Here is a 15670-nt window from a genome sequence, read left to right as displayed (position 1 = left end):
AAACAATAACAGGCCATGACCGCCAACGCTTCTTCCGCCTCCAACGTCGCCCTCCATCCCGTCGCTCAAGAGGAGCGTGTTTTCAATGGCTGGCATCTGGCCTCGCTGTGGTTCAGCTTAGGGGTGGGCCTGCTGGTGATGCAGGTGGGGGCCTATCTGATGCCTGCGCTGTCCACGCCCGAGGCTCTGATGGCGATTGTCGGCGGCTCGGTGGTGGGGGCGGGACTGCTCGCCTGGGTGGGCAAGATCGGCTGCGACACCGGTCTGTCCAGCGCCGGACTGATCCACCATGTCTATGGCCGCCACTTTGCCAAGCTGCCGGTGCTGCTCAATATCGTCCAGCTGCTGGGCTGGGGTGCGTTCGAGCTGGTGGTGATGCGCGAATCGACGGTGGCCATTGGCCGCCAGGCAGGCGGCATGCAGGCCGCGTACTGGCCCTGGCTGGCCACCTTGCTCTGGGGCGGCCTGCTGGTGGCATTGATGACGGGCTCCATGGTGCGGCTGGTGCGCCAGCTGATCTCGCGCATCGCGCTGCCGCTGGTGGTGCTGTCGCTGCTGTGGCTGAGCTGGCAGTTTGTCGGCATGGCGCTGCAGCAAGGCCTGCCCGCGCTATGGAGCAGGCCAGGGGCTGGCGGCATGGGCGTGATGCCCGCGCTCGACCTGGTGGTGGCCATGCCCATTTCCTGGCTGCCGCTGGTGGCCGACTATGCCCGCTACGGGCGCCATGGCCGCAGCGCGATGGCCGGCACCTGGATCGGTTTTGGCATTGCCAATATCTGGTGCTATGCGCTGGGCGTGCTGGTGGCTTTGGTGCTGCCCAGCACCGACCTGGTGGCCGCCTTGCTGCTGGCCCAGGGCGGTCTGGTTGCGCTGTCGCTGGTGCTGCTCGACGAAGTGGACAACGCCTATGGCGATGCCTACTCGGGCGCGGTATCGGCCCACAGCCTGCTGCCCGCCTGGCGTGTGCGTACCTGGGGCATTGTGATGGCGGTGGCCAGCACCGGCCTCGCCATGGTGCTGCCGATGCACAGCCTCGAGCCGTTCTTGCTGATCCTGAGTTCTGTCTTTGTACCGCTGTTTGGCGTGATTTTGGGCCGGCTGTCATGGGGCGGCTACCAGCTCTCTTACCCGCAGGCCGGCGTGCAGCTGCTGCCGCTGGCGCTGTGGCTGGGCGGCATCGCGCTCTACCACAGCCTGGCCGCCTGGGCGCCGCAAGCGGGATCGGCCTTGCCGACCCTGGCGCTGACCTTTGTGCTGGCCTTTGCCACCCGCCCCAAGGCATGAACGCCAGCCCGAAAACGGTTTAGACGGAATCCTCGTCGAACAGCGAGGCCTCAAAGCTGGAATTGACAAAGCCCTCGGTCGACTCCAGCACCGCGGCCACCAGCTGCGCCGTGGTCTTGGCTGCGCCCCGGTGTGCCTGGGCAAACTGCAGTGCCGCGCGGCGCATGCGGCTGTGGCGGCTCGTATCGCTGGCAATGGCCACAGCCTGCTGCAGGCCCTCGTCCATGCCTGCCACGCGCAGGGCGGCATCGGCTTGCACGCTGCTGTCTGCCGCCTGCGCAAAGTTAAAGGTATGCGGCCCCATGACGACCGGGCAGCCGCAAGCGGCCGCCTCGATCAGGTTCTGCCCGCCCAGCGGTGCAAAGCTGCCGCCCAGCAAGGCCACATCGGCCAGACCGTAGTACAGCTGCATCTCGCCCATGCTGTCGCCCAGCCAGACATCGGCGGGCTGCGGCCCGCTCTGCCACTGGCTGCGGCGCGATACCTGCAAACCGGCACCCTGCAGCAGTTGCACAATCTCGTCAAAACGCTGCGGGTGGCGCGGCACCAGCAGCCATTGCACGCTTGCGGCGGCTTGCGGGTCGCTGCTGCGCAGCTGCGCCAGCGCCTGCAGCCACAGGGCCTCCTCGCCCTCGCGGCTGCTGGCCAGCATCACCACCGGTTTGCCCGCCGCCTGGTGCCAGGCCTGGCCCTGGGCCAGTTGCGCGGCATCGGGCTCGACATCGAATTTCAGATTGCCCAGCACCGCAGTCACCTCGGCGCCTGCGGAGCGCAGGCGGCTGGCATCAGCCTCGGTCTGGGCGATCACCGAGCGCAGGCTGCGGTAGGCCGGGCGCGCGAGCCAAGCCAGGCGCTGGGCGCCGCGCAGCGATTTCTCATTGAGCCGGGCATTGGCCAGCACTAGCGGCACGCGCTCGCGCTGGCAGCCAGAGGCCAGCCCCGGCCACATCTCCGTCTCCATCAGGATGCCGATGGTGGGGCGGAAATGGCGCAAAAAGGCGCTGACACTGGCGCGGTCATCCCAGGGCTGCCAGACCTGGATATCGCCGGGCAGCAGCAGCTTTTGCCCTTCTTCACGGCCGGTGGCCGTGCCATTGGTCAGCAGCAGGCGCAAGGCCGGTATCTGCAGCCGCAGCTCGCGCAGCAAGATGGCAGCAGCCCTTGTCTCGCCCAGCGAAACCGCATGGATCCAGACCAGCGGCATCTCGGGCACGGCCTGGTAGCGCGGCAGGTCGCCATAATTGCCAAAGCGCTGCTCCACCCCCTGGGCGTAGCCAGGCTCCTGCACCGCGCGGCGCGCCAGCTTGCGCCGCACCAGCGGGCGGGCAAGCCGTGCGCCCCAGCCGTAGAGCGTCAGGCTCAGACCCATGGACTGCGTCGTCCTTCAGTGCGACGCACTGCCGATGACGGCATCGGGCTTGACCTTGAGCAGCAGCGCCTTCATCTCGTTCTGGATGCGGTGCAGGGCTGCCTGGGTATGGCCTTCAAAGCGCAGCACCAGCACGGGCGTAGTGTTGCTCGCTCGGATCAGGCCAAAACCATCGGGCCAGTCCACGCGCAGGCCATCAATGGTGTTGATCTGGGCCGGCGCGCTGAACACATCGGCCGCCATCTCCTGGAGCTGGGCGCTCAGCTTGTGCGGCTCGCCCTCCTGGCATTCCACATTGAGCTCGGGCGTGCTGTAGCTGCTGGGCAGCGCATGCAGCAGCGCGCAAGGGTTTTGGGCCTTGCTCAGGATCTCCAGCAGGCGGCAGCCGGCGTAGGTGCCGTCGTCAAAGCCGTACCAGCGCTCCTTGAAGAAGATATGGCCGCTCATCTCGCCGCCCAAAGGCGCATTGGTCTCGCGCATGCGGGCCTTGATGAGCGAATGCCCGGTCTTGTACATCACCGGTTTGCCGCCGGCCGCCTCAATGGCCGGCGCCAGGCGCTGCGAGCACTTGACGTCGTAGACGATCTCGCCACCAGGCACGCGCGAGAGCACATCCTGGGCGAACAGCATCATCTGGCGGTCGGGGAAAATATTCTGCCCATCCTTGGTCACGATACCCAGGCGGTCGCCATCGCCATCAAAGGCCAGGCCCAGTTCCGCATCACCGGTCTGCAGTGCCTCGATCAGGTCGCGCAGGTTCTCGGGCTTGCTGGGGTCGGGATGGTGGTTGGGGAAGTTGCCATCGACCTCGGAGAAGAGCTCAGTCACCTCGCAGCCCAGCGCGCGGAAGATGCCAGGTGCGGTGGCGCCAGCAATGCCGTTGCCGCTGTCCACGACGATCTTCATGGGCCGCGCCAGCTTGATGTCCGAGACGATGCGCTCGACATAGGCGGCCGTCACATCGGCCTGGCGCAGCTTGCCGCCGCCCTGGAAGCGCCAGCATTCCTTCTCCATGATCTGGCGCAGTTTCTGGATCTCTTCGCCATAGATCGCGCGGCCGGCCAGCACCATCTTGAAGCCGTTGTAGTCCTTGGGGTTGTGGCTGCCGGTCACCTGGATGCCGCTGTGGCACAAGGTGCTGGCGGCAAAATACAGCATGGGCGTGGTCACGCGGCCCACATCGATGACCTCGATACCGGCTTCCACCAGGCCTTGCATCAGCGCGCGGCTGAGCGCATCGCCTGACAGCCGGCCATCACGCCCCACGGCGACCACCAGCTCGCCAGCGGCAATCGCCTGCTGGCCAAAGGCCCGGCCCAGCTTCAGTGCCACGCTCTCGTTGAGCGTGCTCGGCACAACGCCGCGGATGTCATAGGCTTTGAAGATTGCAGAAGAAATCGGCACAGAACTCACCTTGTTGTTGGCGCAAAACAGGCATGAAAAACGGCCTCCATGAGAAGCCGCGCCTTTGCTGCGAGACAGCTATTGTAGGCACGCTCGAGGCGATGGCCGGCCAGTTGTCCATATGGTGACCAGGGCGCCGCAGCGCCAAACGCACAATGGGACCCAGCCAGACGCGGGTTTGCCGCGCCGCCACTGCGCTTTTACTGCTCCTTGCACGGCGCGCATCAATACACCGCAAGAATGTCACCAATGGCAAGCACGGTGCCCGCTAGCATGCTGTCTGCCCTTGCGAGATCCTATGCGCCCCACCCCATCCTCTGCTGCTGCGTCTGTCCCTAGCCCCGCCCTTGCCGCAGCTGCGCCGAGCGCCAGCCGCTGGCTGCCCCCCTTTGTGCTGCTGGCGGTGCTCTGGGGCGCGTCCTTTCTGTTCATGCGCCTGGGCGCTTCGCAGTTTGGTGCCGTGCCTACGGCCGGCTTGCGTGTCATCCTGGCTGCGCTGTTTTTGCTGCCGCTGATGCTGCTGCGCGGCGAATGGCCCGCGCTGCGCCAGCACTGGAAGCCGGTGCTGTTCTCGGGCATCATCAATTCGGCCATTCCTTTCTCGCTGTTCGCCTATGCCGTGGTTTATATGCCCACCGGCATGGCCTCGGTGCTCAATGCCTGCGCCCCGCTGTTTGGCGCCTTGGTGGCCTGGCTCTGGCTGGGCGACCGCATCACCGGCCTGCGCGTCACCGGCCTGTTGATCGGCTTTACCGGCGTGGCCCTGCTCGCGCTGCATGACAAGCCCGCCACCGCTGGCGCGGCCAGCTGGAGCGCCTATGCCGCGATCGCCGCCTGTCTGTGTGCGTCACTGAGCTACGGCGTGGCAGCCAGTTTTGCCAAGCGTTACCTGGTGGGCGTGCCACCGCTGGCAACCGCCACCGGCAGCATGGTCGGTGCCAGCCTCTGCCTGCTGATCCCGACGATTGCGATGTGGCCCAGCCAGACGCCGTCCTGGGGCTCGTGGTTGGCCGTCGCGGCCTTGGCGCTGCTGTGCACCAGCGTGGCCTATATCCTGTATTTCCACATTATCCAGACGGCCGGGCCGAGCCGCGCGATTGCGGTCACCTTTTTGGCGCCAGTGTTTGCGCTGGTCTATGGCAACTGGTTTTTGGCAGAACCCATCACCGCCTGGATGCTGGGGTGCGGTGCCGTCGTGATTGGCGGCACCATGCTGTCGACGGGGCTGATTGGCCGCAAGCGGGCCTGAGTGGAGATCAGGATTTTTTGGGGTCGTGCTTGCAGTCGGCGCATAGTCCCTGCAGACGCAGCTCGGTCTGTTCCGGCGCCAGGCCCTGCTCCTGCAGCACCTGCAGGTACTGCGCCATCGCCTGGTTGACCTGGGCCGTGGCGGCGTCACCGGCACGCTCCTCCAGGCTTTGCACCGAATGGCAGTCGGTGCATTCATAGCGCACCTGCAGCGGCTCCTGTGCTTCAGCCCGCAGCGCATAGCGCGTCAGGCGCTCGGCATCTACACTTTTGACCAGCTTGCCGGCAGCGGCCAGGCGGTCGAGCAGGCGGTAGCTGGTGACCCGGTTGACATCGACGCCCATCTTCTGCAGACGGGCCTGCACCTCGGCCACGGACCACTGCATGCCCGGCTGGCTGCCGACCAGAGCCAGCAAGGCCTTGGTGGCGCGCGTGGCACGCATGCCGGGCGGCAGGGACTGCACGCTTAAAGCGGCAGTGGCGGGGGATGGAGTGCGGGCGGACATCGGTGGCTGGGAGCAATGGCTTTGATGCAATTGTGTTGCATTATGCCCATCGTACGGGCCCGGCAGGCAAGCGGCCCTACTTCAACCAGTCTGCAAAGCGGGTTTCCAGCTTGTCGACCTTGGGCGCCACCACGTAGGTGCAATAGGGTTGGCGCGGGTTGTTGTCGAAATAGTCCTGGTGGTAGGCCTCGGCGTTCCAGAAATGCTGCAGCGGCTCCACCTCGGTGACCACCGGCGCGCCCATCTGACCCGAGGCATTGAGCTTGTCGACAAATGCCTGAGCCTGGGCCAGCTGTTCGGGCGTGGTGGTGTAGATGCCGCTGCGGTACTGCGGGCCCACATCGTTGCCCTGGCGGTTCAAGGTGGTGGGGTCATGCGTCGCAAAGAAGATGTGCAGCACCTTATCGAGCGGCAGCACCTGCGGCTCGAAAGTCAGCTCCACGCATTCGGCATGGCCCGTCGTGCCCGTGCAGACCTGCTCGTACGTGGGATTGGCGATCTGGCCATTGGCATAGCCGCTGACGACCTTGACGACGCCACGCACCCGCCCGAACACGGCCTCGGTGCACCAAAAGCAACCACCGGCGAGATAGATTTTTTCCACGGGGGACTGGGTTTCACTGGACATCATGACTCCGGCAACAAAAAGGGCAAAAATGGACTCCGGCTCGCTGAGAAAAGGCGGGGGCCGGAACCATTTTTAACAGAGAAAAAGACAGCCTGATGCGAATGGGTGCTCTATTTCTTTCAGGTCGTTTTGCTTGACTTGTCGCGGGCAGCCGCCTACATTACTAACCCATTGGTCATTAACTGTTTTGATTGCGCTGCCCACCGTGTCCTCCCCGCCTCCCCCACCTGCTTTGGCCACGCCTGCGCCCCGCCGCAGCCGCCGCAAAGAGGCCCGGCCCGGCGAGCTGCTGGATGCGGCGCTGGACCTGTTTGTCAGCAAAGGCTATTCGGCCACCAAGGTCGAAGAAGTGGCCCGGCAGGCCGGGGTCTCCAAGGGCACGCTGTTTTTGTATTTTCCGAGCAAACAAGAGCTGTTCCAGGCCGTGGTGCGCCATGTGCTCAGCAGCCGCTTTGCCGAGTGGGATCTGGAGCTCGACAGCTACCAGCATGACACGGCCACCTTGGTCCACTACTGCTACGAGGTCTGGTGGCAGCGCATTGGCTCGACCAAGGCCTGCGGCCTGCCGCACCTGGTGATGGCCGAGGCGCATAACTTTCCCGAGATTGCGGCCTTCTACCGCCAGGAAGTGGTGCTGCCTGGCAACCGCCTGATCGAGCGCGTGCTGCGCCGGGGCATGGAGCGCGGTGAGCTCGCCCCGCTGGACCTTGACTATGGCGTGACCCTGGTGCTGGCCCCGCTGATCTTTTGCGCCAGCGTCAAAAGCACCGGCGGCTTTTGCCTGCCCAACCCGGATTTTGATGTGCCACGCTTTTTGCAGATGCAAGCCGATGCGCTGATGCATGGGCTGGGCCGCCCACCTCAGGGTGCTGTCCCATGAAGCGCGCACTGCCCTGGCTGGCCGCTGCCGTGGTCGTCGCCCTGCTCGCCAGCGGGCTGTGGCGTGGTTTGAAAACCCAACAGCAGCGCCAGCAAGCCCTCGCCCAGGCCGAGCAGGCCAAGGCGCAGGCGGTCTACCAGCTGGCCGCCAGCGACGCGATCACCGTGGCGCCGCAGACCCTGGTGCTGAGCCTGCCCATCAGCGGCACGGTGCAGGCGGTGCATACCGCCATCATCAAGGCCCGCATTGCCGGCGAGCTCCAGCAGCTGCAACTGCGCGAGGGGGACCCGGTGCAAGCGGGCCAGGTCGTCGCCCGGGTGGACAGCACCGAGAGCCAGGCCCGCCTGGCCCAGGCCCAGCAGCAGGCCGACGCCGCCCGCGCGCAGCAAGATATCCAGCAGCGCCAGTACGACAACAACCGCGCGTTGGCCAACCAGGGCTTTATCTCGGCGACGGCCCTTGAATCTTCGCAGTCGCAGTTACAGGCTGCGCAGGCCAACTACCTGGCGGCCCGCTCGGCCGCCGATGTGCTGCGCAAAAACCTCAGTGACACGGTGCTGCGCAGCCCCATCCAGGGCCAGGTGGCCCGCAAATGGGTCAGCAACGGTGAAAAGGTCGGGCCGGACGCCAATGTGCTGGAGATTGTCGACCTGCGTGAGCTGGAGCTGCAGGCCCAGATGCCGGCGGCCGATTCGCTGCAGCTGCGCCTGGGCCAGACGGCGCAGTTGCAGGTCGATGGCAGCGGCCAGACCGTCAGCGCACAGGTGGTGCGCATCAACCCCCAAGCCGATGCCAGCAGCCGCAGCGTAACGGTGTATTTGCGCATTGCGCCGCCAGCGGCGCCCGCAGGCGCTGCCGCACCGGCGCTGCGCCAAGGGCTGTACCTGCAGGGGCAGTTGGCTACCGGCGAGCTGCAGACGCTTGCCGTGCCGCTGGCTGCCGTGCGCACCGACAAGCCAGAGCCTTATGTGCAGTTGCTGAGCCCAAACGGCGGATCGGGCGAACGCAGCGATACGCTGCGGGTACAGCACCAGCCCGTGGTGCTGGGCGCGCGCAGCCAGCGCGATGGCAAGACCTGGGTCGCGGTGACCCAGGGCCTGCAGGCCGGCCAACGCATTCTGGGTGGCCAGGTGGGCCAGCTGCGCGCAGCGACGCCGGTGCGGCTGGCCCCTGCGCCAGATGCCGCCCCAAAGCATGCGCCTAAGTCTGCAGCACCGCCCCCATCCGCATTGCCCGCGTCCTGATCCATGTGGTTCACCCGCCTCAGCCTGAACAACCCGGTGCTGGCCACGATGATGATGGCCGCGCTGGTGGTGCTGGGCCTGTTCTCGCTGCAGCGCCTCAAGGTCGACCAGTTTCCCAATATCGATTTTCCGGTGGTCGTCATCACGGTCGATTACCCCGGCGCTGCGCCGGAGATTGTCGAGAGCGAAGTCACCAAAAAGATCGAGGAAGCGGTCAATGCGGTCGCCGGCATCAGCGCCCTTACCTCGCGCAGCTACGAGGGCACGGCCGTCATCATCATGGAGTTCCAGATCTATGTGGACGGGCGCCGCGCGGCTGAGGATGTGCGCGAGAAGATCGCTGCCGTGCGCCCCTTGCTGCGCGACGAGGTCAAAGACCCGCGCGTGATCCGCTTTGACCCGGCGGACGCCGCCGTCTGGTCGCTGGCCCTGCTGCCCGATCCGAGCCGGGGCACGCCACCGAGCGCGATTGCGATGACCTCCTGGGCGGACCAGGTGCTCAAGAAGCGCCTCGAGAATGTGCGCGGCGTGGGGGCCGTGAGCCTCGTGGGCGGCACACCGCGCGAGATCAATGTCTACCTGAATCCGCAGCAGATGGAGGCGCTGTCCATCTCGGCGAGCGAAGTGGCCGATGCCGTGCGCCGCGAAAACCAGGATCTGCCGCTGGGCTCGGTGCGCTCGCGCGAGCAGGACCGGCTGGTGCAGATTGACTCCCGCATGAAGCGGCCCGAGGACTTCAACCAGATCATCGTGGCCCGCCGCAATGGCGCGCCCATCTACCTGCACCAGGTAGCGCGCGTGCAGGATGGCGCGCAGGAGCTGAAGAACCTGGCCTTGTACAACGGCACGCGCACCCTGCTGCTGTCGATCCAGAAATCGCAGGAGGAAAACACCATCGAGGTGGTCGACGGCCTGCGCCGCGCGGTGGCCGAGATCACGCCCGAGCTGCCGCCGGGCCTGCGGCTGGAGCCGATTGCCGATGCCTCGCGCCCGATACGGGTTGCCGTAGACAATGTGCGCCAGACCCTGGTCGAGGGCGCCGTGCTCACCGTGCTGATCGTGTATCTGTTCCTGCACTCCTGGCGCTCGACGGTCATCACCGGGCTGACCTTGCCGATCTCCATCATCGGCACCTTCTTTTTCATGTATGCCTTTGGTTTCACGATCAATATGGTGACCCTGATGGCCTTGTCGCTGTGCGTGGGCCTGCTGATCGATGACGCCATCGTCGTGCGGGAGAACATCGTGCGCCACCTGCAGATGGGCAAATCGGCCTACCGCGCGGCGCTGGAAGGCACGCAGGAGATTGGCCTGGCCGTTCTGGCCACCACCTTGTCGATCGTCGCGGTGTTTCTGCCCATCGGTTTTATGGGCGGCATCATCGGCAAGTTCTTTCATGAGTTTGGCCTGACCATTGTGGTCGCCGTGCTGCTGTCGATGTTTGTCAGCTTCACCTTGGACCCGATGCTCTCCAGCGTCTGGCATGACCCCAGCGTGCACAAGGGCGGCAAGCCCGCGCGCAACGGGCTTGCACGGGCGCTCGACCGGGCGCTGGCCGGCTTTGAGGCCGCCACCGAGCAGCTGAGCGCCGGCTACCAGCGCATGCTGGCCTGGGCGCTGCGCCACCGCTTGACCAGCCTGCTGGTGGCGCTGGCGATCTTTATCCTCAGCCTGCTGCTGCTGCCACTGCTGGGCACCGAGTTTGTGCCGCGCGCCGATTTTTCCGAAACCCAGATCCGCTTCAATGTGCCAGTGGGCGCGTCGGTAGAGGCGACCGAGGCGCGCGCGCGCCAGGTCGAGGACGTGGTGCGCCGCAACCCGGCCGTGCGCTACACCCTGACCACGATCAACACCGGTAACGCCAATGGCAAGAACTACGCGAGCATGTATGTGCGCCTGGTGGACCGCAGCGAACGCAGCCAGGATGTGCAGCAGATATCGGCCAGCCTGCGCGCTGAGCTCAACCAGATCGCCGGCATCCAGGTGACGCACGTGGGCCTGCTCGAAGCGGTGGGCGGCCAAAAGCAGGTGGAGTTTTCACTGCAAGGCCCGGATCTGCAAGAGCTCGAGCGCCTGGCGCGCCAGGTGAGCGAGCGCCTGCAGCACATCCCCGGCCTGGTGGACCTCGACAGCAGCGTGCTGGAGCGCGAGCCCATCGTACAGCTGCAGTTCAACCGCGATGCCGCGTCCGACCTGGGCCTGCCGATGGGCCAGGTGGCCACCGCATTGCGCACCCTGGTGGAAGGCGACACGGTGGGCAACTGGCGCGCGGGCGACAACCAGACCTATGACGTGCGGGTGCGCCTGGCGCCCGAGGCGCGCGAGAACCCGCAGATGCTGGCCCAGCTGCCACTGACGGCGATCGGCGCCAATGGCCAGCCCCATACGGTGCGCCTGAGCCAGCTGGCCACCTTGACCGAGACCACCGGCCCCAACCGCATCAACCGCCGCGCGATGAACCGCGAAGTCGCCTTCAATGCCAACGCCAACCAGCGCAGCGCCGGCGAAGTGGCAGCCGATATCCGCGCGGTGCTGGCGCAGACCACCTTCCCGCCCGGCTACCGCTACGAGTTTGCCGGAAGCACCAAGAACATGCAGGAGTCGTTTGGCTACGCGCTCTCGGCACTGGCCTTGGCGGTGATCTTTATCTACATGATCCTGGCCAGCCAGTTCCGCAGCTTTTTGCAGCCGCTGGCGCTGATGACCTCGCTGCCACTGACCTTGATTGGCGTGGTGCTCACTTTGATGATGTTTGGCACCACCTTGTCGATGTTCTCGATCATCGGCGTCATCTTGCTGATGGGCCTGGTCACCAAGAATGCGATCTTGCTGGTGGACTTTGCGATACGCGCCCGCCAGCCCCAACCCGGCGAAGACGGCCAGATGGTGCCGGGCCTGCCGCGTGAGCAGGCACTGCTGCTGGCGGCCCAGGTGCGGCTGCGCCCCATCTTGATGACCACCCTGGCCATGGTGTTTGGCATGGTGCCGCTGGCCTTTGCGATGAGCGAAGGGGCCGAGCAGCGCGCGCCACTGGGCCAGGCGGTGATTGGCGGGGTGATCACCTCGTCGCTGTTGACCCTGGTGGTGGTGCCCGTGGTGTACTGCTACCTCGATGATTTTGCGAAATGGGCCTCCCAAAAGTGGCGGCGTCCCGCTATGGAACCCTAAGCGGCCTAAAATAAGGGGTTTTTTCTTGCCCCACCCCCAACAAGCCAACCGGAGTCTGCAATGAGTTTGCCACTGAACATGTCCCCCAGCACGGATGATAAATACCGCGCAGCACGCTACAACATGGTCGAGCAGCAGGTTCGCCCCTGGAGCCTGGGCGACGAACAGGTGCTGGCGCTGATCGGCACGCTGCGCCGTGAAGAATTTGTTCCCGATGGCCTGCAGGACATGGCGTTCATGGACATCCAGCTGCCACTGCTGGGCGATGATGGCGAAGAAGCCGTAGCCAATGGCCACTGCATGCTTCCTCCCCGCGTCGAAGCACGCGTGCTGCAGGACCTGAAGCTGCAAGCCCATGAAAACGTGCTGGAAATCGGTACCGGCTCGGGCTACATGGCTGCGCTCATGTCGCGCCTGGCCAAGCAGGTCACCTCGCTGGAGATCGAGCCCGCGCTCGTCGAGCTGGCCCGCGCCAACCTGCACCGCGCCCAGATCAAGAATGTCGATGTGGTGCTGGAAGACGGCTCCAACGCCCAGGCCATCGGCGGCAGCTATGACGTGATCGTGCTGAGCGGCTCGGTCTACGAAGTGCCAGCGGCGCTGCTCGACAAGCTCAAGGAAGGCGGCCGTCTGATCGCTTTTGTGGGCACGGAGCCGATGATGCGCACCACCGTCTACACCCGCACGCAAGGCAAGCTGACGATCAGCCAGCCTTGGGACACCGTGGTGGCCCGCCTCAAGGGCTTTGCCGAGGCACCCCGCTTCAAGTTCTGATGACCCCCGCAGCGCGGCGGCCTGGGGGCCGGCTGCGCTGCAGAAAGTGATGTATGGAGCAAATCCGTCCCGCGCAACTCAACGAATGGCTGGCCCAGCATGCGGACCATAACCCCCTGGTGCTGGATGTGCGCGAGCCCTGGGAGCTGCGGACTGCGTCGGTCAAGCCCGAAGGTTTTGAGCTGCTGAATATCCCGATGCAGCAGATTCCCGCGTCGCTCAACCTACTCGATGAAGACCGCCCCATCGCCTGCCTCTGCCACCACGGCATGCGCAGCATGCAGGTCGCCGTGTTCCTGGAGCGCCAGGGCTACAGCCAGGTCAGCAACCTGACTGGTGGCATCGACCTCTGGACGGCCGAGCGCGACCCCTCGGTGCCGCGCTACTGACCTGCGGCCCGCGCCGTTTGCGGCGCGGCATCGGGCCTCTGGCCTGGCCGCGCCTCCCCTTGTACCACCCCCTTCTGCACCATGCACCAAGCCCCTGCCCTGCCTCGTCTGAGAACAACCTGCGCCGCAGCTGCTGCGCTGCTGCTGGGCCTGGCCCAGTTGCCGGCGCAGGCCCAGAGCCTGATGCAGATGGTGGAGCAGGCCAGCGGCTATGACGCGCAGTGGCAGTCGGCCCGCGCCAACCTGGACGCGGCCATCTCCCGGGGCGAGCAGGCACGCGCCGGGCTGCTGCCGCAGGTGGGCCTGCAGGCGCAGTCGCAGTACAGCCACACGGCCATCAACAACCCCGAGCTGCGCCTGAACGGCCCCGACCACCAGATTGGCATCACGGCCAGCCAGCCGCTCTACCGCCCGGCCAACCGCATTGCGCTGGAACAAGGCAAATTGGGCGGCGATATCGCCCGGCTGCAGCTCGATGCCGCGAGCCAGGATTTGCTGGTGCGGGTGGCCCAGGCCTACTTTGATGTGCTGGCCGCGCAGGACAGCATGGTGTTTGTGCAGGCCCAAAAGGCTGCCGTCAAGGAGCAGCTGGCCGCTGCCAAACGCAACTTTGATGTGGGCACGGCCACCATCACCGATTCGCGCGAAGCCGAGGCCCGCTATGACCTGGTGCGTGCGCAAGAGATCGCCGCCGAGAATGACCTGACCGTCAAGCGCCTGGCGCTGGACAATGCCGTGGGCACGCCTGGCAACCAGCCCTGGCCGCTCAAGCAACCGGTGCTGCTGCCGGCGACCACGCCCGACAATGTGCTGATGTGGGTGGACCAGGCCCAGAGCGAGCAGCCCCAGATCCGCATCGCCCAGCTGGCCACCACCAACGCCCGGCTGGACACCAAGAAGGCCGAAACCGGCCACCTGCCCACCATCGACCTGCAGGCCACTGTTGGCCGCCAGCTCTACCCCAAGGGCAGCATCACCATGCCCACCCATGGCTACAACGCCAACCAGGCCACCGTGGGCGTGGTGCTCAATGTGCCGCTGTTTGCCGGTTTCTCCGTGCAGAACCGGGTCAAGGAAACCCTGGCGCTGGAGAGCAAGGCAGAGGCCGACCTGGACAATGCCCGCCGCACCGTGGCGCAGAACGTGCGCAGCGCCTTCTTTGGCCTGCAGTCCAACGCCAGCCAGGTCAAGGCACTGGAAGCCGCCGAGGCATCGAGCCAGCTCGCGCTCGATGCCAACCTGACCGGCTACCAGGTGGGTGTGCGCATCAATATCGATGTGCTCAACGCCCAAAGCCAGCTCTACCAGACCAAGCGCGACCTGGCCCTTGCCCGCTACAACACCTTGCTGGGCCAGCTCAAGCTCAAGCAGGCGGCCGGCACCTTGGCGCTGAACGATATCGAGGTGCTGGACCGCAGCATGCTGACCAGCACGGCACCTGCTGCGGCAATCCCAGCTGCGCTGCCTGCAACCCAGCCCGCACGCTAAAGCGCTCCGCGCGCCTCGTTAGAGCCGCACAGCGCGCCATCAAGGCAGGATGCCAAACAAGGCCGGCCGCGCTGCATCCGAGGGCAATACGCAGGCGACATCATGGGCGCAGCCCGGCACGATGGACAGCGGCTGCGGGCGCACTGGCTGCAGCACCTGGGCCACATAGGCGGCATAGCCCTCCCCCCGCTGGCGGCGAAACGGCCCTTGCAGCATGGCAGCGCAAGATTTATCGAGCGCGCCATAGCTCGTGCCCTTGCCGGCATGGTTGTCGAGGGCACCTTCCAGATAGTGAATATCCGCCTGGCGGTAGCGCTCGCGCGCCTGCGCAGCGGCGGGCCCCAGGCTGGACGGCAGCGCCTGCGTGCCGTATTTCCAGTCGTGGTAGCCCGGGCAGGATGCCTCTTGAGGCAGTTGCATGCGGTAGTCGCAACCACCATCGCTGCAGGCCGCCCAGTCCACATCGCGGCCCGCGCGCTGGGGCTGCGGGCGCAGCGGATCAAAGTACAGCCAGGTGCCAGGGTCCGCAACGACATAGCGCAGCGATACACCGGCAGGCGGCTGCTGGGCAAAGCCGATGCTGCGCTGGAGCATTTGTCCACCGGCAGAAAATCCCGCCAAGGTGATGTGGCGCACGCTGGGCCAGCGCTGGTGGATATGGGCGACCAAGGCATCGAGCGCAGCAATGGCATTGATCGGGGTCCTGCCAGCACCGGCCTGGGAGTTTTGTCCGGCCAGCCAGCTGCCACAGGTCCACAAGGCATCACCTGGCTCCGGCGCAGGCGTGCCCTTGGTACGGCAGTGCTCGGCCTTGTCGCTGCCCACCTGGTAGAGCGGCGCAATGACCAGGGTCTCATCCAGGCGCCCCGCCTTGCGCGCGGCGTCCAGCGCGGCATTGAAGCTGCGGTTGGCATCGCGCGGGAAGCCATGCATGATCAAGAGCACCGTTTGCGGCCCGGCCGACCCGTCGGCCTTTTCGGCCTGCGGCGCCTGCGAGGCATAGAAATGCATGCGCCCGGCCTGGCCCGGCAGCGCAAAGCCTTGGAAACAGGCGTCTGAAGCCTGTTCGGTACAGGTCTGTGGTGCCGATGGTGGGGTGGGGGTGGATGGCGAGCTTGAAGCTGCCCAGCTACTGCCAGCGAGCAAGGCGGCCAGGCCAGCACCCAAAGCGAGTGTGTGAGAGGTCATATCGGTACGGTGGTAGTCCCAAAACCTGCCATCCTAGGCCTTGGTGGCCGAGTTGTGCAGCACCGGGGCGGGATTTACCTGGCAGCGACAGGCCCGATAC

At 65.8% G+C, this 15670-nt stretch carries 13 protein-coding genes; 8 read left to right on the top strand and 5 right to left on the bottom strand.

Annotated elements, in window-relative coordinates:
• Positions 1-15: 15 nt before the first annotated feature.
• The gene (locus ACPEE1_RS11590) at positions 16-1284 is read left to right on the top strand and encodes a purine-cytosine permease family protein (RefSeq protein ID WP_116923969.1); all 1269 of its coding nucleotides are present in this window, start codon (positions 16-18) and stop codon (positions 1282-1284) included.
• A 19-nt stretch (positions 1285-1303) separates the two neighbouring features.
• Here the strand turns inward: ACPEE1_RS11590 and ACPEE1_RS11585 are convergent, their stop codons facing one another.
• The gene (locus ACPEE1_RS11585; protein ID WP_423932707.1) at positions 1304-2653 is read right to left on the bottom strand and encodes a 3-deoxy-D-manno-octulosonic acid transferase; all 1350 of its coding nucleotides are present in this window, start codon (positions 2651-2653) and stop codon (positions 1304-1306) included.
• A 15-nt stretch (positions 2654-2668) separates the two neighbouring features.
• A complete protein-coding gene (locus tag ACPEE1_RS11580; protein ID WP_021025833.1) occupies positions 2669-4057 on the bottom strand; it encodes a phosphomannomutase/phosphoglucomutase in 1389 nt (462 codons plus the stop codon).
• 298 nt (positions 4058-4355) lie between these two features.
• Between ACPEE1_RS11580 and ACPEE1_RS11575 the strand changes: the two genes are divergently transcribed.
• Positions 4356-5306, top strand: a complete 951-nt coding sequence (locus ACPEE1_RS11575) for a DMT family transporter (RefSeq protein WP_182341632.1) — start codon at positions 4356-4358, stop codon at positions 5304-5306.
• Between the two features lie 7 nt (positions 5307-5313).
• On the opposite strand, the gene ACPEE1_RS11570 is transcribed toward ACPEE1_RS11575, so the two are convergent.
• Both ACPEE1_RS11570 and msrA read right to left on the bottom strand, forming a co-directional pair.
• Positions 5314-5811 carry a Fur family transcriptional regulator gene (locus tag ACPEE1_RS11570; RefSeq protein WP_133247954.1) on the bottom strand — a complete coding sequence of 166 codons (498 nt, stop codon included), beginning with the start codon at positions 5809-5811 and terminating at the stop codon, positions 5314-5316.
• A 76-nt stretch (positions 5812-5887) separates the two neighbouring features.
• Positions 5888-6439, bottom strand: coding sequence for a peptide-methionine (S)-S-oxide reductase MsrA (gene msrA / locus ACPEE1_RS11565; RefSeq protein ID WP_116924453.1), 552 nt, complete (start codon positions 6437-6439; stop codon positions 5888-5890).
• A 205-nt stretch (positions 6440-6644) separates the two neighbouring features.
• Between msrA and ACPEE1_RS11560 the strand changes: the two genes are divergently transcribed.
• From ACPEE1_RS11560 to ACPEE1_RS11535, 6 genes are all read left to right on the top strand, one after another.
• Positions 6645-7319 carry a TetR/AcrR family transcriptional regulator gene (locus tag ACPEE1_RS11560; RefSeq protein ID WP_232539355.1) on the top strand — a complete coding sequence of 225 codons (675 nt, stop codon included), beginning with the start codon at positions 6645-6647 and terminating at the stop codon, positions 7317-7319.
• Entirely contained in the window at positions 7316-8563 is a 1248-nt protein-coding gene (locus ACPEE1_RS11555) for an efflux RND transporter periplasmic adaptor subunit (protein WP_260719630.1), read from the top strand. Before ACPEE1_RS11560 ends, ACPEE1_RS11555 begins: the two co-directional genes overlap by 4 nt.
• A 3-nt stretch (positions 8564-8566) precedes the next feature.
• Positions 8567-11731, top strand: coding sequence for an efflux RND transporter permease subunit (locus tag ACPEE1_RS11550; RefSeq protein WP_116923976.1), 3165 nt, complete (start codon positions 8567-8569; stop codon positions 11729-11731).
• A 60-nt stretch (positions 11732-11791) separates the two neighbouring features.
• Positions 11792-12505, top strand: coding sequence for a protein-L-isoaspartate O-methyltransferase family protein (locus ACPEE1_RS11545; RefSeq protein WP_021025840.1), 714 nt, complete (start codon positions 11792-11794; stop codon positions 12503-12505).
• A gap of 53 nt (positions 12506-12558) precedes the next feature.
• Positions 12559-12894, top strand: a complete 336-nt coding sequence (locus ACPEE1_RS11540; protein ID WP_260719632.1) for a rhodanese-like domain-containing protein — start codon at positions 12559-12561, stop codon at positions 12892-12894.
• Between the two features lie 81 nt (positions 12895-12975).
• Positions 12976-14382 carry a TolC family outer membrane protein gene (locus ACPEE1_RS11535; RefSeq protein ID WP_182341643.1) on the top strand — a complete coding sequence of 469 codons (1407 nt, stop codon included), beginning with the start codon at positions 12976-12978 and terminating at the stop codon, positions 14380-14382.
• Between the two features lie 39 nt (positions 14383-14421).
• Here the strand turns inward: ACPEE1_RS11535 and ACPEE1_RS11530 are convergent, their stop codons facing one another.
• Entirely contained in the window at positions 14422-15570 is a 1149-nt protein-coding gene (locus ACPEE1_RS11530; RefSeq protein ID WP_423932699.1) for a hypothetical protein, read from the bottom strand.
• Between the last annotated feature and the right edge of the window lie 100 nt (positions 15571-15670).

This window comes from Comamonas sp. 23 (assembly GCF_049601575.1).
Lineage (GTDB): Bacteria > Pseudomonadota > Gammaproteobacteria > Burkholderiales > Burkholderiaceae_C > Comamonas > Comamonas squillarum.
The sequence above is the reverse complement of the archived record's forward strand: the minus strand, read 5'-3'. Positions and strand labels throughout refer to the sequence as shown.

What these genes read in the sequence shown, in the direction of transcription:
- ACPEE1_RS11585 (WP_423932707.1), bottom strand. Translation starts at nt 2,653, where the DNA reads ATGGGTCTGAGCCTGACGCTCTACGGCTGGGGCGCACGGCTTGCCCGC.
- ACPEE1_RS11540 (WP_260719632.1), top strand. Translation starts at nt 12,559, where the DNA reads ATGGAGCAAATCCGTCCCGCGCAACTCAACGAATGGCTGGCCCAGCAT.
- ACPEE1_RS11550 (WP_116923976.1), top strand. Translation starts at nt 8,567, where the DNA reads ATGTGGTTCACCCGCCTCAGCCTGAACAACCCGGTGCTGGCCACGATG.
- ACPEE1_RS11570 (WP_133247954.1), bottom strand. Translation starts at nt 5,811, where the DNA reads ATGTCCGCCCGCACTCCATCCCCCGCCACTGCCGCTTTAAGCGTGCAG.
- ACPEE1_RS11590 (WP_116923969.1), top strand. Translation starts at nt 16, where the DNA reads ATGACCGCCAACGCTTCTTCCGCCTCCAACGTCGCCCTCCATCCCGTC.
- ACPEE1_RS11555 (WP_260719630.1), top strand. Translation starts at nt 7,316, where the DNA reads ATGAAGCGCGCACTGCCCTGGCTGGCCGCTGCCGTGGTCGTCGCCCTG.
- msrA (WP_116924453.1), bottom strand. Translation starts at nt 6,439, where the DNA reads ATGTCCAGTGAAACCCAGTCCCCCGTGGAAAAAATCTATCTCGCCGGT.
- ACPEE1_RS11545 (WP_021025840.1), top strand. Translation starts at nt 11,792, where the DNA reads ATGAGTTTGCCACTGAACATGTCCCCCAGCACGGATGATAAATACCGC.
- ACPEE1_RS11575 (WP_182341632.1), top strand. Translation starts at nt 4,356, where the DNA reads ATGCGCCCCACCCCATCCTCTGCTGCTGCGTCTGTCCCTAGCCCCGCC.
- ACPEE1_RS11530 (WP_423932699.1), bottom strand. Translation starts at nt 15,570, where the DNA reads ATGACCTCTCACACACTCGCTTTGGGTGCTGGCCTGGCCGCCTTGCTC.
- ACPEE1_RS11535 (WP_182341643.1), top strand. Translation starts at nt 12,976, where the DNA reads ATGCACCAAGCCCCTGCCCTGCCTCGTCTGAGAACAACCTGCGCCGCA.